Origin of the sequence: Pseudomonas sp. FP597, from assembly GCF_030687435.1 — a bacterium.
Classification (GTDB): Bacteria; Pseudomonadota; Gammaproteobacteria; order Pseudomonadales; family Pseudomonadaceae; genus Aquipseudomonas; species Aquipseudomonas lactucae.
In genome coordinates, this window is sequence record NZ_CP117432.1 from 2,464,350 (window position 1) to 2,490,463 (window position 26,114).

General features: G+C 57.1%; 23 protein-coding genes and 2 pseudogenes. 17 read left to right on the top strand and 8 right to left on the bottom strand.

The window, feature by feature from the left end:
* Positions 1 to 14: 14 nt before the first annotated feature.
* Positions 15 to 452: a GNAT family N-acetyltransferase gene (locus tag PSH66_RS11515; protein ID WP_305429109.1), complete on the top strand. Its 438-nt coding sequence runs from the start codon at positions 15 to 17 to the stop codon at positions 450 to 452.
* 88 nt (positions 453 to 540) lie between these two features.
* Positions 541 to 1,047: a GNAT family N-acetyltransferase gene (locus PSH66_RS11520; RefSeq protein WP_205489431.1), complete on the top strand. Its 507-nt coding sequence runs from the start codon at positions 541 to 543 to the stop codon at positions 1,045 to 1,047.
* A gap of 123 nt (positions 1,048 to 1,170) precedes the next feature.
* Here the strand turns inward: PSH66_RS11520 and PSH66_RS11525 are convergent, their stop codons facing one another.
* Positions 1,171 to 1,653 (bottom strand): GNAT family N-acetyltransferase, encoded by a 483-nt coding sequence (locus PSH66_RS11525; protein ID WP_305429110.1) that lies wholly within the window; start codon positions 1,651 to 1,653, stop codon positions 1,171 to 1,173.
* A gap of 163 nt (positions 1,654 to 1,816) precedes the next feature.
* Here PSH66_RS11525 and PSH66_RS11530 point away from each other — a divergent pair.
* Positions 1,817 to 2,483: pseudogene (locus PSH66_RS11530) on the top strand (IS66 family transposase zinc-finger binding domain-containing protein); the annotation flags it as partial.
* 7 nt (positions 2,484 to 2,490) lie between these two features.
* Positions 2,491 to 2,625 carry a transposase domain-containing protein gene (locus tag PSH66_RS30140; protein ID WP_370694831.1) on the top strand — a complete coding sequence of 45 codons (135 nt, stop codon included), beginning with the start codon at positions 2,491 to 2,493 and terminating at the stop codon, positions 2,623 to 2,625.
* A 55-nt stretch (positions 2,626 to 2,680) separates the two neighbouring features.
* Here PSH66_RS30140 and PSH66_RS11535 read toward each other — a convergent pair whose 3' ends face one another.
* Complete coding sequence (locus PSH66_RS11535) at positions 2,681 to 2,881, bottom strand: DUF1737 domain-containing protein (protein ID WP_305429112.1); 201 nt, start codon at positions 2,879 to 2,881, stop codon at positions 2,681 to 2,683.
* 424 nt (positions 2,882 to 3,305) lie between these two features.
* On the opposite strand from PSH66_RS11535, the pseudogene PSH66_RS11540 reads away from it, so the two are divergent.
* Positions 3,306 to 4,159 (top strand): annotated as a pseudogene (locus tag PSH66_RS11540) (aldo/keto reductase).
* 147 nt (positions 4,160 to 4,306) lie between these two features.
* Entirely contained in the window at positions 4,307 to 4,702 is a 396-nt protein-coding gene (locus PSH66_RS11545; protein ID WP_305429114.1) for a VOC family protein, read from the top strand.
* A 252-nt stretch (positions 4,703 to 4,954) separates the two neighbouring features.
* Here the strand turns inward: PSH66_RS11545 and PSH66_RS11550 are convergent, their stop codons facing one another.
* From PSH66_RS11550 to PSH66_RS11560, 3 genes are all read right to left on the bottom strand, one after another.
* Complete coding sequence (locus PSH66_RS11550; RefSeq protein WP_305429115.1) at positions 4,955 to 5,530, bottom strand: peroxidase-related enzyme; 576 nt, start codon at positions 5,528 to 5,530, stop codon at positions 4,955 to 4,957.
* Complete coding sequence (locus PSH66_RS11555) at positions 5,527 to 6,024, bottom strand: CMD domain-containing protein (RefSeq protein WP_205489423.1); 498 nt, start codon at positions 6,022 to 6,024, stop codon at positions 5,527 to 5,529. Before PSH66_RS11555 ends, PSH66_RS11550 begins: the two co-directional genes overlap by 4 nt.
* Before the next feature lie 77 nt (positions 6,025 to 6,101).
* Complete coding sequence (locus tag PSH66_RS11560; RefSeq protein WP_225908575.1) at positions 6,102 to 7,535, bottom strand: NAD-dependent succinate-semialdehyde dehydrogenase; 1,434 nt, start codon at positions 7,533 to 7,535, stop codon at positions 6,102 to 6,104.
* 991 nt (positions 7,536 to 8,526) lie between these two features.
* Between PSH66_RS11560 and PSH66_RS11565 the strand changes: the two genes are divergently transcribed.
* The 4 genes from PSH66_RS11565 to PSH66_RS11580 all read left to right on the top strand — a co-directional run bounded on the left by PSH66_RS11565 (position 8,527) and on the right by PSH66_RS11580 (position 14,249).
* Positions 8,527 to 9,852, top strand: a complete 1,326-nt coding sequence (locus tag PSH66_RS11565; protein WP_305429117.1) for an FAD-binding oxidoreductase — start codon at positions 8,527 to 8,529, stop codon at positions 9,850 to 9,852.
* 37 nt (positions 9,853 to 9,889) lie between these two features.
* Complete coding sequence (locus PSH66_RS11570; protein WP_205489421.1) at positions 9,890 to 10,807, top strand: GNAT family N-acetyltransferase; 918 nt, start codon at positions 9,890 to 9,892, stop codon at positions 10,805 to 10,807.
* A 68-nt stretch (positions 10,808 to 10,875) separates the two neighbouring features.
* Complete coding sequence (locus tag PSH66_RS11575; RefSeq protein ID WP_205489420.1) at positions 10,876 to 12,153, top strand: FAD-binding oxidoreductase; 1,278 nt, start codon at positions 10,876 to 10,878, stop codon at positions 12,151 to 12,153.
* Positions 12,154 to 12,611: 458 nt separating this feature from the next.
* Positions 12,612 to 14,249, top strand: coding sequence for an ABC transporter substrate-binding protein (locus PSH66_RS11580; protein ID WP_205489419.1), 1,638 nt, complete (start codon positions 12,612 to 12,614; stop codon positions 14,247 to 14,249).
* A gap of 54 nt (positions 14,250 to 14,303) precedes the next feature.
* On the opposite strand, the gene PSH66_RS11585 is transcribed toward PSH66_RS11580, so the two are convergent.
* Genes PSH66_RS11585 through PSH66_RS11595 form a run of 3 tightly spaced genes read right to left on the bottom strand, consistent with a single transcriptional unit; the run spans position 14,304 to position 17,949 of the window.
* Entirely contained in the window at positions 14,304 to 15,260 is a 957-nt protein-coding gene (locus PSH66_RS11585) for a LysR family transcriptional regulator (protein ID WP_225908574.1), read from the bottom strand.
* A 57-nt stretch (positions 15,261 to 15,317) separates the two neighbouring features.
* Complete coding sequence (locus PSH66_RS11590) at positions 15,318 to 16,577, bottom strand: Zn-dependent hydrolase (RefSeq protein ID WP_305429119.1); 1,260 nt, start codon at positions 16,575 to 16,577, stop codon at positions 15,318 to 15,320.
* Position 16,578: 1 nt separating this feature from the next.
* Positions 16,579 to 17,949: a dihydroorotase family protein gene (locus tag PSH66_RS11595; protein ID WP_305429120.1), complete on the bottom strand. Its 1,371-nt coding sequence runs from the start codon at positions 17,947 to 17,949 to the stop codon at positions 16,579 to 16,581.
* A 196-nt stretch (positions 17,950 to 18,145) separates the two neighbouring features.
* Here PSH66_RS11595 and PSH66_RS11600 point away from each other — a divergent pair, with 196 nt between their 5' ends.
* From PSH66_RS11600 to PSH66_RS11630, 7 genes are all read left to right on the top strand, one after another.
* Entirely contained in the window at positions 18,146 to 19,837 is a 1,692-nt protein-coding gene (locus tag PSH66_RS11600; protein ID WP_205489415.1) for a urocanate hydratase, read from the top strand.
* Between the two features lie 10 nt (positions 19,838 to 19,847).
* A complete protein-coding gene (locus tag PSH66_RS11605) occupies positions 19,848 to 21,362 on the top strand; it encodes an amidohydrolase family protein (protein ID WP_205489414.1) in 1,515 nt (504 codons plus the stop codon).
* A 46-nt stretch (positions 21,363 to 21,408) separates the two neighbouring features.
* On the top strand, positions 21,409 to 22,935 hold the full coding sequence (gene hutH, locus PSH66_RS11610) for a histidine ammonia-lyase (RefSeq protein ID WP_205489413.1): 1,527 nt from the start codon (positions 21,409 to 21,411) through the stop codon (positions 22,933 to 22,935).
* A gap of 100 nt (positions 22,936 to 23,035) precedes the next feature.
* Complete coding sequence (locus PSH66_RS11615; protein ID WP_205489412.1) at positions 23,036 to 23,809, top strand: ABC transporter substrate-binding protein; 774 nt, start codon at positions 23,036 to 23,038, stop codon at positions 23,807 to 23,809.
* 89 nt (positions 23,810 to 23,898) lie between these two features.
* Positions 23,899 to 24,588, top strand: coding sequence for an ABC transporter permease (locus PSH66_RS11620; RefSeq protein ID WP_124432297.1), 690 nt, complete (start codon positions 23,899 to 23,901; stop codon positions 24,586 to 24,588).
* Positions 24,585 to 25,349 (top strand): histidine ABC transporter permease HisM, encoded by a 765-nt coding sequence (gene hisM, locus PSH66_RS11625; RefSeq protein WP_205489410.1) that lies wholly within the window; start codon positions 24,585 to 24,587, stop codon positions 25,347 to 25,349. The genes PSH66_RS11620 and hisM overlap by 4 nt, the downstream gene beginning before the upstream one ends.
* Positions 25,346 to 26,104: an ATP-binding cassette domain-containing protein gene (locus PSH66_RS11630; RefSeq protein WP_305429124.1), complete on the top strand. Its 759-nt coding sequence runs from the start codon at positions 25,346 to 25,348 to the stop codon at positions 26,102 to 26,104. The genes hisM and PSH66_RS11630 overlap by 4 nt, the downstream gene beginning before the upstream one ends.
* The last annotated feature ends 10 nt before the right edge of the window (positions 26,105 to 26,114 follow it).

Genomic DNA, 26,114 nt, shown 5'->3' on the forward strand with positions numbered 1-26,114 from the left:
AAAAGGAAGATGCCATGGACGCGGTAATCCGGCTTGCCAAACTTGCCGATATCGATGCGATTTTTAAGATTCGAACCAGTGTTCGGGAAAATCACTTATCCCAAGATCAGTTAACGGAGATAGGCATAACGCCTGAAGCTATAAGTCAGGCAATTTCAGAGACTCCGTGCGCTTGGGTCGCGGAGGTCAGTGGTGTTCCAGTCGGTTTTTCGATGGTCGATATTGAAGATGGTTGCGTGTTCGCGGTCTTCGTCTTGCCGGAATTCGAAGGGTACGGGTTGGGGCGCAATCTGATGCACAAAGCAGAGACTTTTCTATTTCAACGCCATCAGAAGATATGGTTAGAAACCGCTGAAGCAAGCCGTGCGAGCGGATTCTATAGAAACCTTGGCTGGCAGCCCGTGAAGAACCTACCAGAAGGTGACATTCGTTTTGAGAAGCAACTGAAGTAAAGCGAGAATAAAGGTATTGAGACGGTTAGATGGCGCCCGGCCAATTGCGCAAGGTGCGTTTGGCGGACGCTTATAATAGAGGTGTGGCTTGAACGACCTAGCCATTCGAAACGCGTTGATCACTGACGCAGTTGTGCTGTGCAACGCTGAACGAGAAACTGCTCGGTCGCCTGGGCTGCTGATCTCCCGTCCGAGTGAATTCAGCTGTAAATCCTTTGAGGACAAAATCAACGTATTAACTCGTGAGGGTCTGTATGTGGTGGCAGAACGAAACGGCTTGGTGGTCGGTCATGCGCTACTTGAGCCTCATAGGCTTGAAGCACTCGCACACGTATATAGTCTGACTATCGTTGTGCATCCCAATAACCTGGGGCAAGGTGTGGGCCAAGCACTCATGACCGCGCTTCTGGAATGGGCCCAAGCCCGGCCCGGCCTACTTAAGATCGAGCTACGGGTGCGTGAAACCAATTCGCGTGCCCGGCGCCTGTACGAAAAATTTGGCTTTGTTGAGGAAGGACGCTTACAAAAGCGAATCCTACTGCCAGACGGCACTTTGATTGCCGATATCACTATGGCCTGGTTTGCTCCTACTTAATGTTTTCCAAGTAATGTGTGTTAACCGACGCTTACCGTTCTCACACGTTTGCCGACGCAGCGGGCGAGAAATTAGCGATCTACTGCCATATAAGTGGGCTGTGGAAAACCAATGCAAGGCTTGTTAGAGGCGCATTCCCATCTCGAATGCACGAATCTCGAACCCCAGTTCTGCATACAACCGAATTGCCGGTGCATTGAAAGCCCAGACCGACAGTCTGATGTCTTTAGCGTCGCGCTCAGCAGCCCATTTTTGAACGTTTTGGACAAGGCCCCGCCCGATACTCTTCCCCCAATATTTCTCTGCTACACACACAGATCCAATGCGCACGAAGCTCAGCGGTTTCATCAGTGGCCCGGAGCTTGACGATATGCTGGCAGTGATAAAACCTGCCGCTTGGAGGCCTACATGCGCTATAAAAACAATCTGTGCCGTATTGTCAAAAAAACTCATCCAGTGTGGCAGGTCGCGCGTAGGTTCAGGGGTTGCAGCGGCGTAGATATCAGGGCGTGCAGCATGGTGAACCGAGTTGAGCAATTGTCCCAACTCACAAATCGTTGGCGCGTCCTTTTCTGTTGCTTCTCGATAACTTATGACTTCGTCCATACGTGTAGCCTCCATGTTAAGGCGCTCCTGAAAAGTGTCTTTGTCTCATACTAAACAAGCCATTCCAACGGTTGTTCTGATCGATTGCTGGCATGGGACGGTGTGGGCCAAGCGTGGGCATGAGGAAGGAGTCAAGCGTGAGAAAAATGACTGTTCACGTCGTATTCAAACGTTCGCAAGGTGTGTTGGGCAGACGCTTACTGACCAACTGCGTGCCTTAGCTGCGCAGTTGATGCAGCGTGTCGAGACGCTCGACCACCAGGTCGACACTCTGGGCAAGACAGTCGAGACCATGGACAAGAAGATCCACCACGACCAAACACTCATCGAAAAACTGACCCATGAGATCGCCAACTCAAGCGCTTGAAGTTTGCCAAGCGCAGCGAGCAGATGAATCCCGAGCAGGCCAGTTTGCTCGATGACCTGATCGACACCGATATCGCGGCAATTGAAGCAGAGTTTCAAAGCTTGCAGGCAGTGATAACTCTGACCAAGAAAAAACAGAAACCCAAGCGCACTGCATTGCCGGCTGAGTTTCCATGCACGCTGATCCATCACGAACCTGACAACACTCACTGCCCATGCGGCTGCGCCCTGAAGCGCATCGGCGAGGACGTCAGCGAAAAGCTGGATACACACCGGGCGTGTTCAACGTCGAGCGTCATGTGCGTGGCAAATGGGTCTGCGATGACTGCGAAACGTTGATCCAGGCACCGGTTCCGGCCCAGATCATCGACAAGGGTATCCCAACCGCCGGGCTGCTGGCCCACGTCATGATTGCCAAGTTTGCCGACCACCTGCCGCTTTACCGTCAGCGGAAAACGGGCGGCGGCGATCATGAGCTTGATCCAGTCGGCGCGGCTCAACGGGCATGATCCGTATGCTTATTTGAAGGACGTCCTCACGCGCCTGCCGACGCAGCGGGCGAGCGAAATCGATCAGTTACTGCCGCATAGGTGGCATCCGGTCTAATTACGCAAGGCGTGATGCCGGAGGCATACTTCTAACCATCATCGATACAGACTGATTACCCAACAGATACAAGGGTAGATCCGCCCCAAATGATCGCTTGCGCCACTATCACATTTTTCCCATTGAAGGTGACAGCAGGGCTACCATAGAGCTGGTAACCCATCTGCAATGCAGCACTCACACGGTGACAGAAAGCTGCATCGTCAGGGCCAGTAAGAATACGATAAATTGGCAGATCGTCCGGTGGTACGGTCACATGCGAGCTCCTCTAACATAGGGTGGTTCTGGCTCAAGATTGCTCATGTAGGGCATAGGTTGTCGGCTTGCGTATCTTGAGTTCTGAAATAGATTACACCACTCGTGTGACACTGCCATTTTGAAGAAAATGTACCCATCCTCAGCGCGCACTTTACAAGGCGGGTTGCCCAGGCGCTTACGCTGGGCGCTTACCGTAATTGCATGAGTTTGACCACCCAGTTGCATTGCCACTAACCCTTCGCTTGCATTCGATTTGTTCACCACGCGCCGTAGTGACGGCCGACAGAGAACAACAATTTCCCCGAGATGGAAGAAAGACACCAACATGAAGAATTCCTTGGCGCGCTTGAAAAGCAATTTGACGCAGCGCTACTCTCACATGCTACTTGCCTCCACTAAAAACTATATAGGACGTTGTGAACATGGAACTCGTCCCTCGGATAGCATCTGCTCCACTGATCTTTCTAAACGACGGCGTACAAATTCCGCAACTCGGCTTCGGGGTCTGGAAACTAGATGATGCGCAGGCTTACGAGGCGGCCAAAGCTGCATTGGCAGCTGGTTACCGGCATATCGATACAGCGGTGAGCTACGGTAACGAAGCCGGAGTTGGTCGCGCCGTCGCTGAAAGCGAACTACCCAGGGAACGAATTTTTATCACCACCAAGCTATGGAATACCGACCAGGGCTTCGACAGCACCCTACGAGCTTTCGACGTCAGTATGCAGCGCCTAGGACTCGAAACCTTGGATCTGTACCTCATTCATGGGCCATCCCGAAGAAAGGTGCGTATCGTGAGACTTGGAAAGCCTTCGTGCGCTTGAAGCAGGAAGGTCGAGTGCGTTCCATTGGTGTGTCGAACTTCAATGTGGAGCATCTGACCAACATCATGGATGACACCGGCGTGGTGCCGTCAGTCAACCAGATCGAAGTCCATCCTGATTTTAACCAGGCCAACCTGAGCAAGTGGTGCCACCAGCAAGGCATTATCACCGCGTCCTGGAGCCCGTTGGGCCAAGGTGGCGAGTTGCTGAAAATGCCCCTGTTCGCCGAAATCGCCCAGCGCCACGGCAAAACACCTGCCCATGTCATCCTTCGCTGGCACCTGCAAAATGGCCATGTGCCGATCTCGCGCTCCACCAATACTCAGCGCATGGCGGCTAACCTTGATATATTCAATTTTGAGCTGAGCAGCGACGAGCTTGAGGCGATTGCACAGCTCAAGCAAACCGGCCGCCTGGGGCCTGACCCTGAGACCATAGAAATGGGCCTCTGAGCCCAAATCTGAGATTGAGGTGTTGCAGCTGACCGAAAACTGACCCGGTAAAGGCTGTTCTGCCGACTGAAAACTGCCCCCCTGCTGATGCATGTCTACACGAGGTAAGTTAGGTAGACGCATACCCTAATCCCATCGGAGTGCGTCATGTTCAGCCATATCACAATCGGCACCAACGACCTCGCCAGCGCTACAAACTTCTATGGGCGGCTACTTGCACCGCTAGGCATCACGTTGCTTGCCCTCAAGCACAATCCTGAACACGCTCTATTCACCCAAAGCACGACTGACTCAGGTACGGCGTTCTGCATCTATAGCCCTCTAAATGGCGAACGCGCGACGCCAGGTAACGGGTCGATGGTTGCGTTCGAAGCCCAAACGCGGGCGCAGGTTGATGACTTTCACGCGATCGCTATGGCTAATGGGGCATCAGACGAAGGCGCACCAGGACTGCGTCTTCAGTACTCTGCAGATTATTACGGTGCTTATATCAGAGACCCCGACGGCAACAAGATATGTTGCGTATGCCACAGCGGTGACTGACCTTCGACTTCTGCGCTGATGAGGTTGCCGACTCAGCGGGTTCTTACCTGAGTCACGCAAGGTGACTTGGGCAGACGCTTACGAATGTTTAGCACGGCAGACACGAATATTCCAAGGCTATCGCGGACGCGTTTAAGAGCTGAGTGAGTGGTGCGAATGGGGGCACGAAGGGGAGGGACTGAATTGTGCGATGCATCTTGATTGTTCACTAACGGGCAGTTCGTGGCTACTCGTTAGTGAACGATGTGCTCATCAGATTTTTACAGGTTCGCCTAGAACGTGCATCAGGCGATTCGCCCATCCGAAGATGGCTGTGGCCAGCACAAGGTCGACGACCCCAAGCGTATCAAAGCCAAGCTCTTTCAAAGCGTCGGCATGCCGTGTAGTCAGCACTGGGGGTGACTTGGCCAGCTCGACCGCAAAGTCGAACAACGCCTGAGACCTATCATCCAATTGCGCTTCGGTTTCGTCGGCAAAGATTTTTGCAACCAGCTCTGTACTTTTGGTCAACTGATTGTATCGGGCGCCGTGTACTGCTGCGCAGTAGACGCATCGGTTGACGATTGAAGAACCAATCGCTCCCAGTTCACGCTCAGCTGGCGGCAAGCCGGCGCGACCGTACATGATGGCGTTAAACAAAGGGGATCGTACCGCGAGCGATTCAGGGTCATGAGCAAGAGTGAGCACATACTCCGAGATTTTCTTGCTCGATGGGGTCACTTTCATCGCATCTAGCTGCTCCTGGCTTGCGCTTTCCAACTCAACAGGCTTGATGTATGGCGACCAGTGAGGCACCGATACCGTGAAATTATGCACGACTTGGCTCATTCGATTTCTCCCGCGATTTTAAATCCAGCAACGACCCGAAGCTGATAGTTAACGAACGCAATAACCTCAGTCAGCCTCACGATATCCGGCTCTGTGATTCCGACAGTCTTCAATGTGTCGATGTCTTGCTTGGTCGCTTCGCGCGGCTTTTGAGTAACCAGATCAGTGAATCGGATGATTGCCATGAAGCGCTCATCCCCATAGGCGGTCTGCTGAGGATTGGCCGCAACGTAAAGTCCTTCGTCGCCATCCGCTGATTCAAGACACACATGATAGTGATCAGCCAGTTCTTCAGAATCGCTCAACCTGGCGATTCGTTCCGCAAGCGCTGCACGCTCTGCATGTGATAGACCACCCGGATCTTTAGGAATGATCACAGCATCATGGCTCGCTTGACTGAGGGCCATAATTTCCGAGCGCTGCGCAATGGCCATCGCGATTGGAGAGTTTTCGTTTGCGCCAACAAGACGCTCGATAATATTCGGAGTAAGCATATAAGTTCCAATGGTTAGCGACGCGTAACTTCCTGAGTACAGCTATGCTGGACAGGACCGCAAATGTTCGCCCTAGGTTAAAGAACGCTCGCAAGCGAAACGAATTTCGTGGTCATGAACGCATCCAGTGCCCCAGGGCCTCCTTCGGTTCCGTATCCGGAATCTTTTACGCCGCCAAATGGGTGTTCGGGCAGGGCTACGCTGTGATGGTTGATCGAGATGGCGCCAGACTCGATGCCGTTGAATAGCTTATTGGCCGAACTGAGTGATCGTGTATAGGCGTATGCAGAGAGGCCATAGGGCAATCTGTTCGCTTCCTTGATGGCTTCGTCGATGTCGTCGAAGGAATTGATCAAAGCAATCGGGCCGAAAGGTTCATCGATCATCGCCAGGGCGGTCACCGGCACATTTGTCAAAACGGTAGGTTCGAAAAAATAACCTCTATCGCCTACGCGATTACCGCCAGTCTCAAGCTTCGCACCCTGCGATACGGCGTCAGCCACGAGCTCTTCTGTCGCTTTAAGACGCCCACGATGTGCCATAGGGCCCATATTTACCTGGGGGTCGAGACCGTCACCTACCTTGATCGCTCGCGCTCCGTCTACGAAGCGGCTAACGAACTCGTCGAACACTTTCGAATGAACGAGGAAGCGAGTGGGGGAAACACAAACCTGGCCTGCGTTGCGGTATTTGGCCGCGACAGAAATCTTGACGGCTGTGGCGATGTCCGCGTCATCCATTACGATCACAGGTGCGTGGCCACCCAGTTCCATCGTGGATCGCTTCATATGAAGCCCTGCAAGGCTCGCAAGCTTTTTGCCTACTGGCGTCGATCCGGTGAACGTTACTTTCCGGATAGAAGGATGGGCGATCAAATGCTCAGAAATTTGGCCCGAATCGCCAAACAACAGGTTGACGGCTCCAGGAGAGACGCCAGCGTCAGCGAACGCCTTGACCAACTCGACTGCACATGTAGGTGCCTCTGTTGCACCCTTCAAAATGATCGAGCAGCCAGCGGCAAGTGCACCGGCGACTTTTTTAACCGCTTGAATAAGTGGGAAATTCCATGGGGCGAATCCCACTACAGGTCCGATAGGCTCCATCAGGGTGAATTGATGAACACCTAACGCGCGAGATGGGATGACGCGCCCATACGTACGCCTGCCTTCTTCTGCGTGCCAGTCGATTGTGTCTGCGGTTGCGCCGACTTCACCCATCGCTTCCGCCAAGGGCTTCCCGTGCTCTATGGTTAGGGTACGGGCAATATGTTCCGCGCGCTCACGAATCAAATTCGCGGCTTTGTGCATAATCGTCGCGCGCTCAAGTGCGCTGACCTGCTTCCAAGCAGCGAAACCTTTTTCGGCAGCGATCGCCGCGTCTTCGATATCAGTCAAGCTAGCTTTCGCAATGAGTCCGATCTGCTCTTCAGTTGCCGGATTGACTACAGGGATCGATTCATTGGGATGCGTGTTACGCCATACACCGCCAATAAACAGTGGTATTTGTTCCATGATCACCTCTCAGTTGCTAATGGTTTTGACGTCCCACGGCTTGGCTAAAAACTCAAAGTGGTGCTGAGCTACGCGCGATTTACGACACCTGGGCTTCAATAAAAATATAGGGCATCTGACCCCGAAACTTTTTCTGTTTTTTTGCAGAAAACATTCGTGTGTTAGAAGCTATTTCCATGAATAGAAGTGATATTGAAAAATATATGTGAATGGCGTGTTGTCGATGATTTCCTATCGACTACTTGGAAGGTTTTTCTCGTGGTTGTGAAGCGGCCCGTCGACGATGCCAGCGCCCAAAAGCACTGTGAGAGTTTATCGACCGCTTTTGCTTTCAGGTGAACAGCGTAATTGCGCCCGTCAGCCGCGACGCTATTGTCATCAAGAGTGAGAGCAGCACCGCCCACTTGATGGTGGCTTTCTGAAAGTCTCCCAAGTCTCGGTCATTGAATACAACGGCACGGGCGTCGCTATGGCGTCCTATATAGGCAAATACGTGGTGCAAGTGGTCGCAGGGCAGACTCCCGCACATCGGCCTGATGTAGGCAGATAAGATGCGCCAAATTCCTTTTTATCCGACGCGTGTGCCGGCCGTCCGACTGGTCGCCGGTTGGTATCAGATACTCCACGCCGTTGGGCGTTGGATGTTTGCACCAGCCGCAGGCTTCGTCGGTCCTGTGGGCGGGAGTTGCCGGTTTAATGAAGGGTAAGGCTGGCAGTAAATGTTTGGCCTCTGACTGGCTCCAGAACAGCGCATGAGTCGTGGTTTTGCCCAAGCTTGGCGCAGTCCGCAAAGTCTGCTGAAGCACAGAGGCAATACGGCTTTTTCTATCAGCCTCACGACTCTTTTAACGCTATCTGCTGATTTTTCGGTGTTGTAATAAAAGTGTGTTGCAACTTCGAAATCGCGTCAGTTTTGACAACGTGCCTGTTCGTAGCACGAATCATTGGGCTCGGATGCCTATGCCACTTTCCTCCTCAACGGATCCAGAACATGCCAGCTCCTTTGACCTCCGTATCTACCTCTCCAGATTTGCCGACGGACGCTGATGTGGTCGTGATTGGCGGCGGTATTATCGGGGCGTTTACCGCCTATTACCTGGCCAAACGCGGCATGAAGGTCGCTTTGGTCGAAAAGGGCCGTATAGGCGCTGAACAATCGAGTCGTAACTGGGGTTGGTGCCGTCAGCAAAATCGCGATGCGCGTGAGCTGCCGATGGCGACCAAAAGCCTGGAGTTGTGGGAGCAGTTCGGCGCGCAGACCGGCGAGCAAACAGGTTTTACTCGGTGCGGGCTGCTCTACCTGAGCAATAATGAAACTGAGCTTGAGGGGTGGGCGCGTTGGGGGAAGTTCGCCCGTACGGTCAATGTCGAGACCCACATGCTCAATGCGCAGCAAGCAGCCGAACGCGCAAGGGCCACCGGCAAGGCTTGGAAGGGAGGGGTATTTGCCCCCTCCGACGGCACTGCGGACCCATCTCGCGCCGCACCGGCGGTGGCTCGTGCCATCCTGGCCCTTGGCAGCACTGTCCATCAAGACTGCGCCGTCCGTGGCCTTGAGACCGAGGCCGGTCGACTCTCTGCGGTCGTTACCGAAAAGGGCATCATCCGCACCCGCCTCGCGGTTCTTGCCGCCGGCGCATGGGCGTCTTCGTTCTGTCGCCAATATGGTATTCGTTTTCCCCAAGCCACCATTCGTCAGACCGTGCTTTCGGTTTCTCCACCAAGCCAGGCGATACCCAGTGCATTGCACACGTCCGATGTCTCCATGACGCGGCGTTTCGATGGCAGTTATACACTGGCGATCAGTGGCCGGGGACGTGTCGACTTCACACCGCAACTGCTTGGTTTCGCTACGCAGTTCCTGCCGATGTTTCAACGGAGATGGCGCAATCTGGCGCCTGGTGGGTTGGAGGGGGTGCGTTCGGGGCATGAAAGCTGGAAACGCTGGCGCCTGGACCAGCCGACACCGATGGAAAAGATGCGAATTCTCGATCCGAAGGTCGACGCCGCGATTGTCCAGTTGACTTACAAACGCGCGGTGGAGTTGGTTCCGTCATTAAAGGCGTCTTCGCTCACTACAGCCTGGGCGGGTTACGTGGACAGTACGCCTGATGGTGTTCCAGGGATCGGCGAGATAGCCAGCCTGCCGGGCCTGGTACTGGCGGCGGGGTTCAGTGGTCATGGTTTCGGTATTGGGCCGGGCGCGGGCCATTTGATTGCCGATATCGTCAGCGGTGCCGTCCCCATTGTCGATCCGCAACCTTATCACCCGGACCGCTTTCAAGCGTCGGCCTGGGGCAAAGTTGCGGACTTCTAAGCGTTTTCCCTCCATTTGAACCAGAGGTATCGCCTGTATGTTGAAGGATTCCGACCAGACGGCCCGATCCCAGCCACGCTCCGTCACGGCGTCAGACCCGGCGGCACCGCGTCTGATGCCCCTGCGCGCAGATCATCTACCACAGGCGGTCGGCCTCTCATCCGCCTTGGGCTGGCCGTATCGCGAGGCGGACTGGCGATTCGCCTTCGACCTTGGCGCTGGCCTTGCTGTGGAAGTGGAGGGACGGCTGGTGGCGACGGCTTTGTGGTGGTCACAAGGCCAGACCCATGCCTCGGTGGGCATGATCATTGTTTCTCCGGTGTTGCAGGGCCAGGGCCTCGGGCGCGCCCTGATGGACCGCCTGATGCAGGAGGCCGGCGAGCGAACGCTGATCCTCAATTCCACCCAGGAAGGCTTGGCGCTGTATAGACGACTGGGTTTCGTTGCCCAGGGGCAGGTCAACCAGCATCAAGCGATGCTTGAACACGCGGTGCATTTTGTTCCCGTATCGGGGCAGGTTCGTGCCATGCAGGCCGAGGACCAGCAAGCGCTGCGACAACTGGATCTGGCCGCCACGGGCCGCGACCGCAGTGAATTGCTCAATGCCTTGTTCGACGTCGCCAATACCTTGGTCATCGACCGCGGCGCGGGTGTTTTAGCCTACGGCTGTGCGCGCGAGTTCGGGCGCGGCGTGGTCATCGGCCCGGTGATCGCCAGGGGCGCGACTGCGATAGTGGATGCCCGAACACTGATCACGGCACTCGCTAATGCCCATCGAGGAAGGTTCGTGCGGATCGATGTCACTGAAGACACAGGCTTGTCGCCTTGGTTGACCGAGCAGGGCCTGCCCTGTGTTGGTCATGCGATTCCCATGGTGCGCGCTGCCCAATCACAGGTTCTCCGCGCTGAAACTGGTGCGCAGTTGTTTGCCCTGTCCAACCAGTCGATCGGTTGAGGTGTATTGACCGCGAGCTTGCGGAATTCGCGACCTGATGATTAACCCTGAGATGATGGATAGCCCTTATGAAACTGATGCCCTATTGGCTGGATACCGCGCCCAAATTTGCGTCGGGTGAACGCGATGCGCCTAGTGGTGAGGTGGATGTGGCCATCGTCGGCGCTGGCTTTACCGGTTTGTCCGCCGCTATAGCACTGGCAAAAAAAGGCGCGAGAGTGGCCGTATTCGAATCCGGCCTGGTCGGTAACGCCGCTTCCGGTCGCAATGGCGGAATGTGCAACAACGGCTTTGCCCAGGATTATTACGCACTGTCGACGGCCATTGGGCGTGAGCGCGCCAATATGTTGTATCGCGCCTTTGATGCCGGGGTCAGCAAAGTTGAGTCGCTGATCGCGGAGGAGGGTATCGATTGCGATTTCAAACGCGTTGGCAAGCTCAAGCTCGCGGCGAAGCCTGAGCACTTTGACAAGCTGGCCCGGTCGCAGGCGCTCATGGAGCAGGAATGCGATCCTGACACCTGCATGCTGACGCGCGAGCAATTGAGCAGCGAGATCGGCTCAGATCGTTATTTTGGTGGCCTGGTGTTCGCAAAAAGCGCCGGTATGCACGTTGGCCGCTACGGTCAGGGTCTGGCGGAGGCGGCTGCCCGGCGTGGCGTGCGTATCTATGAAAATGCACCGGTGCTTGGCCTCTCGCGTCAGACCGGCACCGTGCATCAGGTCAAAACGCCGCGCGGTGAAGTGCGTGCCAAGCAGGTGCTGCTGGCGACCGGCACCTCCTCGGTGGGCCCCTTGGCCTGGTTTCGCCGGCGTATCGTGCCAGTGGGGGCGTTTATCATCGTTACAGAGCCCCTTTCAGTCGAGGTGCTTGACCGTCTGGTTCCGCGCCGGCGCATGACTGTCGATACGAAAAACTTCGTCAATTACTTTCGGGTAACCCCCGACAATCGTTTGCTGTTCGGTGGGCGTGCGCGCTTCGCCACCTCCAATCCCGCCTCCGACATGAAAAGCGGAATCATCCTGCAGAAATCGCTGATCGAGGTTTTTCCGGAATTGAGCGACACCCGCATTGATTACTGCTGGGGCGGTATGGTCGATATGACCCGTGACCGCCTGCCACGGGCCGGTGAGCACGATGGGTTGTTCTACTCGATGGGGTATAGCGGCCACGGCACGCATATGTCGACCTATATGGGCGCGATCATGGCCGAAGTTCTTGACGGTCGCGCCGACCTGAACCCATGGCGGGACTTCAGTTGGCCGGCGATCCCCGGGCATTTCGGGAATCCCTGGTTTTTACCGTTGGTGGGTGCGTATTACCGGTTTCAGGATTTGGTGCGCTGAACCGAAGTACCGATATATGAGCAATCTGCGCCGACTCGCTGTTTGATTCGGTTCGACGGCTGATCACCGCGCAGACATTGTAAAAAATACTCGGAAAAGTGCACGGAGGATGGATTTGCCCGTGCGTGGTGCACTCCGCAAACTCTACTGATGGCGAGGCTGAAAACGGTGGTTTGTGCCAGGCGGGGTTTCATTCCAAACGTTTTGCATGGTCGGGTGGTGCTGTAATCAATTTGTGGTGCAGCAAAGCGTTGATACATCCGTAACGTTGTGCCGCTAGGCGGATCGGCCGCTGATTGTTGGCTCGACTGAGAGACTGCAAGGGTGCCATGTCGCTTAAGACCCATCGCGGGTTCCGTATTTGGTATTGAGGTTGGCATCACCGTCGTTTGCGTTTGCAGGACGTCCCGGTCAACCGGGGCACTCCATACTTTTGATTCTCGACAGGTATAACTGACATGACTGACACAAAAGTCGATGCCCAATTAATCAGCGGCCGGGAAAGCCTGAGCATCTTTGAAAGCCTCAATCGCGGTGTCTCCCGTCGTAGCGCCTTGCAAATGCTGGGGGTCGCCGGCGTCGTCGCTGCGGGTACGGGAAGCCTGTTCGGTGCTGCCGGAAAACTGCTTGCCGACGAGCCCACCGCTCCCGGCAAAGGTAAGCCGGGCGGGCGGATCCGCGTGGCCGGGATGAACAGCTCCACCGCCGACACCCTCGATCCCGCCAAGGGGTCGGGTTCTACCGATTACACGCGCCAATACATGTTTTATAACGGGCTGACCCGCTTTGACAGCCATATGGTGCCGCAACTGGAGTTGGCCGAGCGCTTCGATTCCGCTGATGCAACGCTCTGGGTAATCACCTTGCGTAAAGAGGTGACCTTTCACAACGGCAAGCCCCTGACCGCCGCCGATGTGGTGTTTTCGCTTTCGCGTCACAAGGATCCCATCACCGGTTCCAAAGTCCAGCCATTGGCGCAGCAGTTCAGCGAGATCAAGGCGACCGGCCCCAACGAAGTGCAAATCCGCCTCACCGGCCCGAATGCCGAGCTGCCGTCGATTCTCGCTGTCTCGCATTTCCTGATCGTCCCTGAAGGTACCACCGACTTTAATCAGGGAGTAGGGACCGGGCCATTCAAGGTCAAGGAGTTCAAACCCGGCGTACGCTCACTCGCCGTGCGCAATACGAATTACTGGAAACCAGGCTTGCCTTATCTGGACGAGATCGAGTTCATCGGCATTGCCGACGAACCGTCAAGGATCAACGCGCTACTCTCGGGCGATGTGCAGATCACTAATGAAGTGGATCCGCGCTCAACGGTCCGCATCAAGGCCAGCGGTAAGCACCAAGTGATCTCTGCACCGTCGGGCAATTACTCGGATTTGATCATCCGTCAGGATCAAATGCCGGGTAAAAGCCCGGAATTCACTCAGGCGATGAAGTACCTGTTGGACCGTGAGCAAATCAAATCCGCCGTGTTTCGTGGCTTCGCAGTCGTCGGTAACGATCATCCGATTTCCCCAGGTGCGCGTTACTACAATACCGACTTGCCGCAAACGGTATACGATCCCGAAAAAGCCAAATTTCTGTTGAAAAAAGCCGGCATGGAGAGCATCACTATGCCGCTGATTGCATCGCCGGCCGCCACCGGGTCGGTGGACATGGCGGTGCTCCTGCAGCAGTCGGCGCGCCAAGTCGGGCTAAAACTTGACGTTAGCCGCTTACCCAGTGACGGCTACTGGTCGAATCACTGGATGAAGCACCCGCTGAGTTTCGGCAACATCAATCCAAGGCCAAGCGCCGACGTGATGTTCTCTCAGTTCTTTCAGTCGAGCGCGCCCTGGAACGAGTCAGGCTGGAAGAACGAGCAGTTCGATCAGCTACTGCTGCTTGCCCGGGGTGAAACCGACGATGCAAAGCGCGGCAAAATGTACGCGGACATGCAGACCCTGGTGCATGAACACAGCGGTATAGGCATTCCTGTGTTCATCAGCAACATCGATGGCATTGACCAACGCGTCAAAGGTTATGGCAGCAATCCGTTGGGCGGTTTCATGGGCTTCATGTTCGCCGAACAGGTCTGGCTGGATGCCTGATTCGCAGAGATCGCGGAACGCAGTTGTCGTGCGTTCCTGCTTCTGTATGCAAGGTCAGGACGCCGCCTCCTGAAACGACCTGATAATCGCCTCAAGCATCAAACTGGCCGTTCGATTGGCGCCTTGCGATTCCCGTGAAACCACAAACACCGGTCGCTGCGCAATGAACTCCGGCAACGGTAATCGAAACAAGGCGCCATGCTCCACCCAGGGATGAGCGATATGGTCAGGCACAATGCCGACATAGCCGCCGCTGAGCAGCAATTGAATCGTACCTTCAACGTGATGGGCGAGGGTGCTGGCGTTTTGTAGAAAAGTCGCCGGTGCAGTGTCCTGCACCAAATAGCCACGACGCACATAGTGGGCGGTTTGTTCGACAATCCGGCGCGCTTCTTCTTCGCTTTTGCCGAATGCTTCGTGGTCTCGTCCGCAATACAAGGCCGAGGCCTCGGAGCCGATCACTTGATAGTTGAGGTCGGGCAGGTCCGACTTGCAAATGGTTAAGCCTACGCTTGCCTTTTTCTCGGCGACAGCGCGCTCTACTGCATCCGGCGGGGCGACCCCGACACTGAGGTTGACCAATGGATAATCGCGACGAAAATGTTTCAGTGCGTTGGCGATGGGGTTACTGGGCGTGAAGGTACAGTGATCGATCAGCCACAGGCTCAGTTCGCCTTTGACCTCTGCCTTGGAGCTGGCCAGGGTGTCGCGAAATTCATCGATCGAATCGAGCAGACGCAGTAGCGCCGAATAGGCGACCTGGCCTTCCTCGGTCAATTGGAAACCACTACGCCCACGATGGCAGAGTTGGCTGCCGAAACGACTCTCCAGGTCGGACAATTGCCGACTGATGGCCGAAATACCCATACCCGTGGCCTCCTCGGCAGCCGACAGCCCCCCGCACTCGACAACGGCCTTGAATAGTCGCCAGTGTTTCAAGTCGATGTCGTGTAACGGGGGAACAGATGTTGTGTTCAATGGGGTACTCCAGGTGCGGGGAGTGAAGCGCATGAGTCCGTCTGATCTTACGCGCTCGGCTGTTGAATTGTTTTACACCAAGTTCGTCGATCAACGCAGTTGGCCATCCAAATAAATCAGGGTCTGTGCCAGCACTTGAGTGCCGTCGAGCAACTGTTGGGGTTCCAGCCATTCTTCGGGGCAGTGGCTGCGGCCGTTGAGACAGGGGACGAACACCATACCCATCGGCCCAGTGGCCCCGACGTAGACTGCGTCATGCCCGGCACCACTGGGTAGGGTCATGTGCGGCAAGCCCAACTGTTCCGCCACTTTGCTGACAGCCTCGATGACAATGGGCGAACAGTCCGTCGGGTCAGCATACGTCAACGGTACGGAGTCGACGGTCAGCCTCAGGTCTGTCAGCGCCGCGTTGCAGCGCGCCAGCAGCTGTTCCGGGAAGTCGAGCAGCACCTGTTTGGAGTCGCTGCGTACTTCGAGCACCATGTCGACTTTGCCAGGTACGGCGTTGGGCACGTTAGGGCTCACATCCAACCGACCCACCGTCGCGACGACATAATGAGGACGACCACTCATGTCGATGGCCATGCGCTGTGCTTCGCGGATTAATTCTGCCGCGCCGACCAGCGCATCACGCCGCAGATCCATCGGGGTCGTGCCGGCATGGTCGGGCAAACCACACACGGTGATCCCGACACGGCGGATGCCGACGATATTAGTGACGGAGCCGATGGGCAATCCCTGGCTCTCCAGAACCGGGCCCTGCTCGATGTGCAGCTCAACAAACGCTGCGATGCTGCCGGGTTCCCGTAGAGCCTGGTCGAGGCGCTCCGGGGCACCTCCAATACGCTTCATCGCTTGTGCCAGGCTTTCACCGGCGCGGTTTTGCGAGGCGAGCATGTCGGCGCTCAGCTGCCCGGCGAATGCGCGACTGCCGACACAGGAAATGCCGTAATCACTAGGTTCTTCCGAGAGAAAGTCGATCACCTGAAGTGAATGACGCAAGCATCGGCCGGCGTCCTTCAAGGCATGGGCGACTTCCAGCGCCGCCAACACGCCGATAATGCCATCGAACTGGCCTCCACCGACCACCGTATCGCAGTGTGAGCCGCTGATCAGCGGTTTCAGGTCAGGTTCGCTGCCGTTGAGCTGACCGATCAGATTGCCGCCGGCATCCAGCGTGACGCTCAGCCCGGCAGACTCGAATTCAGACCTTAACCACAGCCTTGCCTGCTCAAACTCGGGTGAGAAGGCGCGTCGGGTCCACGGTACGTCCGGCAGCGTAAAGTTCGACAGCGTATTGACTCGATTCCACAGACGTTCAATGTTCAGTTGCAGCAAGGGGACGCTCATTTCAATACGTACCTGTTGTCAGTGCGCGAGGGCGCAAAAAATGGCCGTAACCTGGCTCATTGAGAATCCTGCCTTGATCGAATACACACTGGCCACGGCAGTAAGTGGTCTTGACCCTGCCCGTAAAGGGCATGTCTTCGAATGAACTCCATGTCACCGCGCTCAGGCTGGTAGAGGGGTCGTAACGATAGTGCTCGTCGGCCAGCACCACGAAGTCAGCGTCCAGACCGATTACGAAGTCACCTTTGCGGTTATCGAGCAGAAAATGCCTGGCCGGGTTGCGACTCAGCTGTCGAACCACCAGCGAGGGCGACAGTCCGCGTGCCATGGCACCGGTCCAGAACGCGGGCAGCAGCGTCTCCAGGCCCGGTCCGCCTGAAGCGTTACGGAACACGTTGGGATTACCTTTACGCTCCAGCCCCCAACTGACGTGGTCGGAAGACACAAAGGTGCAACGTTCCTGGACGATGTGCGCCCAGAGCTTGTCGGATTCGGCTTTGGGCCTGATCGGTGGGTAATGCTTGGTTTTGGCGCCAAAGCGCCGTGTGTGGTCTTCATGGTTGAGCATCAGGTACTGAATGCACGTCTCGATGCTCACGTCGTGCCCGGCCCGGCGATACATTTCGCACAGCTCAAACCCACGGCTGGTCGAGACGTGAACCGGATGGGCGCGTGCGCCGGTTTGTGCGCCGATTTCATAAATCAACGCAGTTGCCAGGTCCTCCACCAGCGGTGGATGGGCGCGCAGGAATGCATCCCAGCCGGTATCATCGGCTTCGATCAAGCGGTTGATATTTTTACGCGTCAGTTCCTGCATCTGGTTGTGGACACTGCAGACTAGGCCCGACGGTTTGATCAGGGCGAACAGTTCCGCCAGCAGGTCCTCCTCGATGCGTGGAAAGCGGCCCGGCGCTGCTTCAAAGGTCGAAAACTTGAACGCACAGGCGCCGGCCTCGATCAGCCCCGGAATCGCCGCCAGGCCGTGAGTTTCATTGACGGTTGCAAACAATCCGACATCAACGTGGCACGTGTCTTCGACCTCCTGGGCCTTGCGCAGCAGTTGCTCGGCGCAGGCCACCGGCTCCGGGTCGTCGTAAGGCATGTCCACCATCACGGTGATGCCTCCCGCAGCGGCGGCACGGCTGGCCCATCCCAGTCCTTCCTGGTTGGCCTGGCTTCCCGAGTGGACCTGACCGTCGATGACGCCGGGCAAGATCCAATGCCCGCGTTCGTCGCGTGTGGTTTTTGCGGCAGGCGGCTCACCGGTGCCTCGCGCGGCGATACGCCCCTCACTTATACCGAGCCAGCCATTCTCAAGGGTCTGTTCACTGTCGACGATACGTCCCCGCACCACCAGATCGAAATCACTCATTTGTCAGCCTCGTCATCGGGTCAATCCGCAGGCAGTGAGTATCAGCAGGGCGTGTCACGCCATCCATGCAGCGAATGACAACTTCACTTGCTGTTTTTTGCATGGTTCTGCGTGCAGCAGATTCGAATAATTCGGGCCATACCAGGGAAAGCCTTCCGACAGGCTTTCGCGTTAACCTCAGCGAGAGTGGCCTTAGATGACTCAGCAAAAAGCCAAACCAATCATGGCTGCGCGTGGCAGTACCCTGCGGTGTAAAGGATGGAAGCAGGAAACCATTCTGCGCATGCTGGAAAACAACCTTGAAAACGCTGAGGACGCCTCGCGCCTGACCGTCTATGGCGGCATCGGAAAGGCGGCGCGTAACTGGGAAAGTTATGACGCGATCGTCGAGTCGCTCAAGAACCTGGAGAATAATGAAACCCTGGCGATCCAGTCGGGCATGCCGGTTGCCGTGTTTAAAACCCACCGGCTGGCACCCCGGGTGGTCATGGCCAACAGTAACGTGATCAAGGCCGACTGGCCGAAGTTCTATGACCTGAGCGCGCAGAATCTGACGGCGTTTGCGTCCTACACCGCCGGGCCTTGGCAGTACATTGGCAGCCAGGGTGTGATCGAAGGCACGTTTGAAACGCTCGCGCTGGTTGCCGATCGGCATTTCGATGGGAAATTGAAGGGCCGTATTTTCTTCACGGCCGGCCTCGGCGGCATGGGCCGTTCGCAACCCCTGGCGATGAGCATGCACGGCGGTGTGAGTGTCACCGTGGAAGTCCGCCAGCAAAGCATTGTGGACCGCCTGGCTAGCGGGTATGCCGATGTTCAGGCGGCGTCCCTGCAAGACGCGATTGACATGGCTGAGTGCGCCAAACGGGAAGGGCGCGCACTCTCGATCGTGGTGCAGGGCAATATGGTCGATGCCCTGGAACAGGCGCTCGACTGCGGCTGGAAGCCGGACATTGTGACTGAAATGTGCCCGTGCCATGACCCGTTCGCGCTGATTCCTTGCGGGCTGACGCTGGAGCAGGCCGCAGCGTTGTTGGAGACCGACCGCGACGCCTACATGGCCGCTTCGCGTCAATCAATGATCCGCATAGTACGGGCGATGACGCGCTTGCAGGCAGCCGGTTCGATCGTATTCGAATATGGCACCTTCGTACGCAAGGAGGCGGTGGACGCGGGGATGTCCAAGGAGGAAGCCTTTGCCTATCCGGGCTGCATCGCCGAATACGTGCGGCCGCTGTTTTTCCTGGGGCGAGGCCCGTTTCGCTGGACTTGCGTGTCCGGTGAGGTCTCAGACCAGACACGCCTGGATGATCTGGCGCTGGAGATGTTCAAGGATGACACCCTGGTCACTCGTTGGATCACTACATCCCGTCACCGTTTACCCGTGGAAGGCCTGCCGGCACGTATCTGTTTCCTCGGTTTTGGCCAGCGACGTGCCTTTGGTCTCGCGGTCAATGCGTTGGTGCGCTCGGGTGAGCTGGCGGGTCCGGTGGCGTTCTCCAGAGACAACCTGGACACCGGCTCGATCGCCAACCCGGCGTTTGAAACCGAAAACATGCTTGATGGCTCCGACGCGATCTCCGACTGGCCCTACCTGAATGCATTGCTCAACGTTTCGGCGATGGCGGACCTGGTGGCGATTCAATCCAACGGCACCATGGGGATCTCGGCGCACACCGGTGTCACGATGATCGCCGACGGCTCGGAGGAGGCTGACCTGCGCCTGGATGCATGCCTGACCACTGACGCCGGGATTGGTGTGGTGCGCCACGCACAAGCCGGTTATCCGATGGCCAAGACCGTGTCCATGGGTGAGGGGCCGTTGACCGACAACGCGATTCAAATACCGCTGTGGTGGTCGCCTCAGGCCACCCAGTACCGCGCGTAAGGAAAGCCTCATGGCCCTTCTGCATTTGATCGAACAGGTCAGCGTCGTCGGCATGGGCGGCTCGACCGCCCAAGTCATGGACGTATTGATCGACGGTGATCGCTTCGTCGGTCTCGCACCCAAAATCGATTTGTCCACGGTCAACCTCGACGAGCGTACCGATGGGCGCGGCAAACTGCTGATACCGGGGCTAATCAACGCCCATCATCACTCTCACGACCGTTTCGACAAGGGACGTTTCTCCGGGATCCCTCTGGAGATCTGGATGGGCTTGTACAATCCACCGTCCTATCGCCGTGGCTGGACGGCGCGTGAGGTGTACCTGCGCACCTTGCTCAACGGCATCGAGATGTTGCGCAATGGCATAACCACAGTGGTCGATGATATTCACTTCGGTGGCCTCTTTGAGCCTGAAGTCGTGCATGCGGCGTTTCAGGCTTATTCCGACCTGGGAATTCGCGCCGACGTCAGCGTGGCGTGGTCCGACAAACCGTTTCAGGAGGGGATTCCTTACCTGGCCGAGCGGCTGCCCGATACACTCAAGGGCACGGTATCGGCCCACGCCGCAGCGCGTGTGCTGGAGCAGTGGCAGGAGCTGGCGCGCAGTTGGAATGGCCGGGTACGCTTTGTTTTCTCGCCCTCCGGCCCGCAACGCTGCAGTGCCGACTTTCTGCAAAAAACCTGGGCGCTCGCCGAACATTACGACCGCCCGGTACTGATCCATTTGCTGGAAACCCGTATACAAGCGCTCACGGCGGCCAAGTTTTATGGCAAACCCATGGCCGCGTACATGGACGACTTGGGACTGTTAACACCCCGCAGCGTGCTCGCACATGGCGTTTGGCTGTCGGCGGCGGAACTCGATCTGATTGCCGAACGCGGCGCCAGTGTGGTGCACAACCCCGCCTGCAATTTGAAGTTGGGCAGTGGTGTGGCGCCGATTGCGCAGATGTTGCGCCGTGAGGTGAACGTCGGCCTGGGTACCGACAACAACAACGGCAACGACTTGAACTCGATGTTTGACGCGATGCGTCTGGCGGCGCTTTCCAACGCGCTGCTCGATCAGGACGAGGTTTGCCCGGTGGGGGCACTGCAGGCGTTCAACATGGCCACGCTCGGCGGCGCCAGGGCCATCGGGCGCGGTGCGCAGACCGGATCCATCGAGGTCGGCAAACAGGCGGATTTTTGCCTGATCGACCTCAAGACCAGTGCCTTTACACCCCTCAATGATGCGTTGACGCAGTTGGTTTTTTGCGAACAGGGCAGCGCTGTGCGTGATGTCTACGTTGGCGGACGCAAGCTGGTGGATCACGGCCGGATCACGCGCATCGATGAAGAGGCGCTGATGCTTGAGTTGATGGAGCGCATGCCCACGCTGCAAGGGCGGATTCAAGGCGGTCAGGATGCGAGCGATACGCTGCGACCCTATCTGGTGGGGGCTTATAACGACTGCCTGGCTGATCCGCAAATGGTGGGTCTGCGCCATTCGATCAATCAGTTCGACCGATCCAGACGCGGCGCCTGACCGGTTTGGCCTGCTTCAACTCATTTTATGAACAGAGAGAAAAACCATGAGCACAGTACAAAAAATCGTTCCCGGTGAAACCCGTATTGCCACCTGGCGTGCGATTTACAACGGTGCGCCGGCGCGCCTGTGCGAGAGCGCCCGGGCCGGTATCGAGGCGGCGGCAAAGATGGTTGATACGCTGGTCGACAGCGGTCGCGCGGTGTACGGCCTGAATACCGGATTCGGCAAGCTGGCGAATGTACGCATCAGTGATGCCGACCTGTGCCAACTGCAAAAAAACCTGGTGATGTCGCACATGACTGGCTACGGCCCGGCACTGGATGCCGATGTGGTTCGCCTGGTCATGGCCTTGAAAGTCGCCAGCCTGGGGCGCGGTGCTTCGGGTGCGCAATACGGCACCGTCGCGCTGCTGGAAGACATGCGCGAACGGGGCGTCATCCCTTTCATTCCTGCCCAAGGCTCGGTCGGTGCCAGCGGCGATCTGGCACCGTTGGCGCACATGAGCGCTGTCATGATCGGCATGGGTCAGGCGTGGTATGAGGGCGAGTTGCTCGATGGCGCTGAAGCACTGGCGCGTGCCGGCCTGACGCCTATTGTGCTGGCACCCAAGGAAGGCTTGGCGTTAATGAACGGTACTCAGGTATCGACGGCCCTTGCGCTGACCGGCTTGTTTGCCCTGGAAAACGCCTTTATGGCAGCCATTGCAATCGGCACCATGACCACCGAGGCGCTGGCGGGTATTGCCAGTCCGTTCGATCCACGTATCCAGGCGCTGCGTGGCCACCCGGGCCAGATCGCGGTGGGCGCTGCGTTCAAGCGGTTGTTGGATGACAGCCCGATGCGCGCCATTTCACAAGCGTCCGGCAAGGTTCAGGACCCCTACAGCATTCGTTGCCAGCCACAGGTGCTCGGCGCGTGCCTGGACCTGATTCGCAACGCCAGTGTCACCCTGGAGATCGAGAGCAACGCAGCCTCCGACAACCCGCTGATCTTCGTGGAGACCGGTGAAGTCATCTCCGGCGGTAATTTCCATGCTGAACCGGTCGCATTTGCCGCCGACATGTTGGCGATCGCCATTACCGAGATCGGCAACCTGTCCGAGCGTCGTTGCAACCTGCTGCTGGACCCAGGCTTTTCCGGACTACCGCCCATGTTGACGGTCGATGCCGGTTTGCATTCGGGCTACATGACGGCGCACATCTCGGCCGCTGCCATGGCTTCGGAAAATAAACAGCGCGCAACGCCGGCCTCCATCGACACCATCCCTACGGCGGGTAACCAGGAGGACCATGTGTCGATGGCCACCCATGGCGCACGCCGCTTGCTGGAAATGACCTGCACATTGCGCGGGATTCTCTCTATCGAGGCGTTGTGCGCGGCCCAGGGCCTGGACCTGCGCGGCGGCAAGTTATACAGCGCGCGCCTGGCGCCAGTAGTCGAGTGCATTCGCGACTGTGTGCCGGCGATGAATGTCGACCGGCCTATCGCGCCGGACATGGCCAGTGTGGCCGAGTTGATCCGTAGTCGTGAGCTGGTCAAAGCCTGCCCGGACCTGATCAGCCTGTTCTAAGTGCTCCACCCAGTGCCGGCTGCTGCCTGACCGGCACTGGATAATAACAATCAGATCGTTGATCCCTGAAATCTGCCAACTACCACATAGAGAAATAGTCATGAACAAGAATCTCGTTGTAGCTTGCGTAGTGTTGCTCCTGAGTTCAACTTGGGCAAAGGCCGAAGACGTGCTGCGTTTGGGTGTTGACCCGACGTACCCACCCCTTGAGTACCGCGACCCGCAAGGCAAAATGATCGGTTTCGATGTCGACCTGGGTGATGAAATCTGCAAGCGCATGGCGGTCAAATGTGAGTACGTTCAAAGCAGCTTCGACGGGCTGATCCCAGGGTTGCTTGCACGCAAGTTCGACGGGGTGTTATCGAGCCTGTCCATTACCGAGCAACGCCTGAAGCAGATTGACTTCAGCAGCAAACTTTCCAACCCCTCTACACGCCTGGTGGCGCGCGACGGCTCCGGCATTACGCCGACAGCGGCGGGGCTCAAGGGCAAGACCGTGGGGTATCAGCAAGGCACTATCCAAGAGTCTTACGCGCGTACCTACTGGAAAGTCCCTGGCATCAAGTTGCAGGCCTATGCGAGCCAGGACCAGGTCTACGCCGACCTGCTCAATGGACGTATTGACGCTTCGTTGCAGGATGAAGTGCAGGCCACCTATGCCTTTTTACGTACCGATCAGGGTAAAGGCTATGCGTTTGCCGGACCGATCATTGTCGACGAAAAAGTGCTGGGCAGCGGCACCGCGATAGGCGTTCGCAAGGAAGATCAGGCACTCAAGCTGCGCATCGACGCTGCCATCGCCGCCATGCTGGCCGATGGTACCTATCAGAAGATCGCCGCCAAGTATTTCGACTTCGACATCTACGGCGGCTGATGGCGGGTGCTGTGCCGGTCATGACTGTATTGCAGTCATGGCCGATATCGTGCGGCTTCTGTACGTCCACCTATTGCGAGTGATGCGCCATGCAATGGCTTGAATATTTACCCTTGATTGCCAAAGGTGCCTTGAGCACGGTCGAACTGGCGTTGGTGGCGTTGGTACTGGCCCTGTTCCTGGGGCTGCTGACCGCACTGGCGAAGCTGTCGGGCAAGCCCTGGCTGATCCTGCCTGCCCAGTGCTACACCACCGTGATTCGCGGTATTCCGGATCTGGCGTTGATGCTGCTGATTTTCTACACCATCCAGATCGGCGTGAACCAGATCACCGACAAACTTGGGCTCGGGCGTTTCGAGATTGATCCCTTTGTAGCCGGTGTCATGACCTTGGGTTTTATCTACGGCGCGTATTTCGCCGAAACCTTGCGCGGTGCGTTTCTGGCCATTGACCCGGGCCAGGCCGAAGCTGCCAGCGCCTATGGCCTATCGGCCTGGCAAACCTTCCATAAGGTTGTGTTGCCGCAGCTGATCCGGTTTGCGTTGCCCGGCATCAGTAACAATTGGCAGGTGCTGGTCAAGGCCACTGCGCTGGTGTCGATCATAGGCCTGAGCGATCTGGTCATGGCGGCTCAGGAGGCGGGGCGCAGCACCCACAACACGTTGATGTTCATGGTGCTGGCCGGTGCGGTTTATTTTTGTCTGTCGGGGTTTTCCAGCCTGTTGCTGTACTGGCTCAAGCATCGTTCGGCCGCTTGGGTCCGGGAGGCGCAGCTATGATCGATCTCTTCCAGACCTATTGGCAGAGTTTTCTCTGGACCGATGGGCAGCAGTGGAGCGGGGTTGTCGTCACGTTAATGCTGCTTATCGTCGCGACACTCGGCGGTTTTGTGCTGTCGATCCCGCTGGCACTGGGGCGCGTATCTTCTTCGCGTACCCTGAGTGGCATGATCTGGCTGTACACCTACACGTTCCGCACAACGCCGCTCTACGTACAGCTGTTGATTATCTACAGCGGCTTGTACAGCCTCGCGTTCATCCAGAACACGGCGCTACTCAACAGTTTTTTTCGCGATGCCTATTGCTGCACGCTGTTTGCGTTCGTGCTCAACGAGTGCGCCTACATGACCGAGATCCTGGTCGGTTCGATTCGTGCCAGCAGTCGTGGGGAAGTCGAGGCGGGCAGGGCCTTCGGTTTGAGCGCGACGGTGCTCAACTTCAAGGTGATTCTGCCCGGCGCGTTGCGTCGAGCGCTACCTGCCTACAGCAACGAGGTGATCTTCATGCTCCACGGCACCACGCTTGCGTTCACCGCCACGGTGCCTGACATCCTCAAGGTTGCCCGTGACGTCAATGCTGAAACCTATGCGACGTTCACTACCTATGGCCTGGCGTCCTTGCTCTACCTGATGATCTCGTTCTGCATCATCGCCGGCTTCAATCGTGCTGAAAAACGTTGGCTGAGGCATCTCAAGCCGCGTGTGGCCAAAGCCGCCGTTGAGCACTCCGTCCTCCCCATAAAAGAAGGCAGCCTGGTATGAATGCCCTGACCGTTGAAAACATCCACAAATCCTATGGCAATCATAAAGTCCTCCATGGGGTTTCCTTGAGCGCCAAGCGCGGTGAGGTCATCAGCATCATCGGTTCCAGCGGCTCGGGCAAAAGTACATTTTTGCGCTGTATCAACTTTCTCGAACAGCCGGACTGTGGCCGCGTCAGCCTGGACCATCTGACGATCGACCTGGGCGTCGGCAAACCGTTGCGTCCCGAGCGCCGCACCTTGCAGGCGCTGCGTACGCGTTTAGCAATGGTGTTTCAGCACTTCAATCTCTGGGCCCATATGACCGTGCTGGAAAATGTCAGCATGGCGCCGGTATATGCCCTCAACATGAACAAGGAACAGGCGCGTGCCAGCGCTATCAGGTACCTGGATAAAGTCGGGCTCGATGCCCGTTTCCACGACAGCTACCCGGCCCATCTGTCCGGTGGGCAACAACAGCGTGTGGCCATAGCGCGAGCCCTTGCGGTGGAACCGCAGGTGATGCTGTTTGACGAACCGACCTCCGCCCTCGACCCGGAGCTGGTCGGCGAGGTGCTGAAGATCATGCAGGATCTCGCGCAGGAAGGACGCACGATGATTGTCGTTACCCATGAGATGGGTTTCGCGCGTCATGCCTCTACCCAGGTAGTGTTTCTGCACGGTGGCAAGATTGAGGAGCAGGGCAGGCCCGAGCAGGTCTTTGACAACCCGCAAAGCGAGCGGTTACGCCAGTTTCTGGCATCGGACCTCAAGTGACAAACGATCT

Excerpts from the sequence above, each read along its gene's own strand:
- PSH66_RS11580 (WP_205489419.1), top strand. The coding sequence starts at position 12,612 with ATGACTGACACAAAAGTCGATGCCCAATTAATCAGCGGCCGGGAAAGC.
- PSH66_RS11630 (WP_305429124.1), top strand. The coding sequence starts at position 25,346 with ATGAATGCCCTGACCGTTGAAAACATCCACAAATCCTATGGCAATCAT.
- hisM (WP_205489410.1), top strand. The coding sequence starts at position 24,585 with ATGATCGATCTCTTCCAGACCTATTGGCAGAGTTTTCTCTGGACCGAT.
- PSH66_RS11525 (WP_305429110.1), bottom strand. The coding sequence starts at position 1,653 with ATGGACGAAGTCATAAGTTATCGAGAAGCAACAGAAAAGGACGCGCCA.
- hutH (WP_205489413.1), top strand. The coding sequence starts at position 21,409 with ATGAGCACAGTACAAAAAATCGTTCCCGGTGAAACCCGTATTGCCACC.
- PSH66_RS11605 (WP_205489414.1), top strand. The coding sequence starts at position 19,848 with ATGGCCCTTCTGCATTTGATCGAACAGGTCAGCGTCGTCGGCATGGGC.
- PSH66_RS11590 (WP_305429119.1), bottom strand. The coding sequence starts at position 16,577 with ATGAGCGTCCCCTTGCTGCAACTGAACATTGAACGTCTGTGGAATCGA.
- PSH66_RS11570 (WP_205489421.1), top strand. The coding sequence starts at position 9,890 with ATGTTGAAGGATTCCGACCAGACGGCCCGATCCCAGCCACGCTCCGTC.
- PSH66_RS11515 (WP_305429109.1), top strand. The coding sequence starts at position 15 with ATGGACGCGGTAATCCGGCTTGCCAAACTTGCCGATATCGATGCGATT.
- PSH66_RS11560 (WP_225908575.1), bottom strand. The coding sequence starts at position 7,535 with ATGGAACAAATACCACTGTTTATTGGCGGTGTATGGCGTAACACGCAT.
- PSH66_RS11595 (WP_305429120.1), bottom strand. The coding sequence starts at position 17,949 with ATGAGTGATTTCGATCTGGTGGTGCGGGGACGTATCGTCGACAGTGAA.
- PSH66_RS11585 (WP_225908574.1), bottom strand. The coding sequence starts at position 15,260 with ATGCGCTTCACTCCCCGCACCTGGAGTACCCCATTGAACACAACATCT.
- PSH66_RS11600 (WP_205489415.1), top strand. The coding sequence starts at position 18,146 with ATGACTCAGCAAAAAGCCAAACCAATCATGGCTGCGCGTGGCAGTACC.
- PSH66_RS11615 (WP_205489412.1), top strand. The coding sequence starts at position 23,036 with ATGAACAAGAATCTCGTTGTAGCTTGCGTAGTGTTGCTCCTGAGTTCA.
- PSH66_RS11620 (WP_124432297.1), top strand. The coding sequence starts at position 23,899 with ATGCAATGGCTTGAATATTTACCCTTGATTGCCAAAGGTGCCTTGAGC.
- PSH66_RS11565 (WP_305429117.1), top strand. The coding sequence starts at position 8,527 with ATGCCAGCTCCTTTGACCTCCGTATCTACCTCTCCAGATTTGCCGACG.
- PSH66_RS30140 (WP_370694831.1), top strand. The coding sequence starts at position 2,491 with ATGAGCTTGATCCAGTCGGCGCGGCTCAACGGGCATGATCCGTATGCT.
- PSH66_RS11555 (WP_205489423.1), bottom strand. The coding sequence starts at position 6,024 with ATGCTTACTCCGAATATTATCGAGCGTCTTGTTGGCGCAAACGAAAAC.
- PSH66_RS11575 (WP_205489420.1), top strand. The coding sequence starts at position 10,876 with ATGAAACTGATGCCCTATTGGCTGGATACCGCGCCCAAATTTGCGTCG.
- PSH66_RS11545 (WP_305429114.1), top strand. The coding sequence starts at position 4,307 with ATGTTCAGCCATATCACAATCGGCACCAACGACCTCGCCAGCGCTACA.
- PSH66_RS11550 (WP_305429115.1), bottom strand. The coding sequence starts at position 5,530 with ATGAGCCAAGTCGTGCATAATTTCACGGTATCGGTGCCTCACTGGTCG.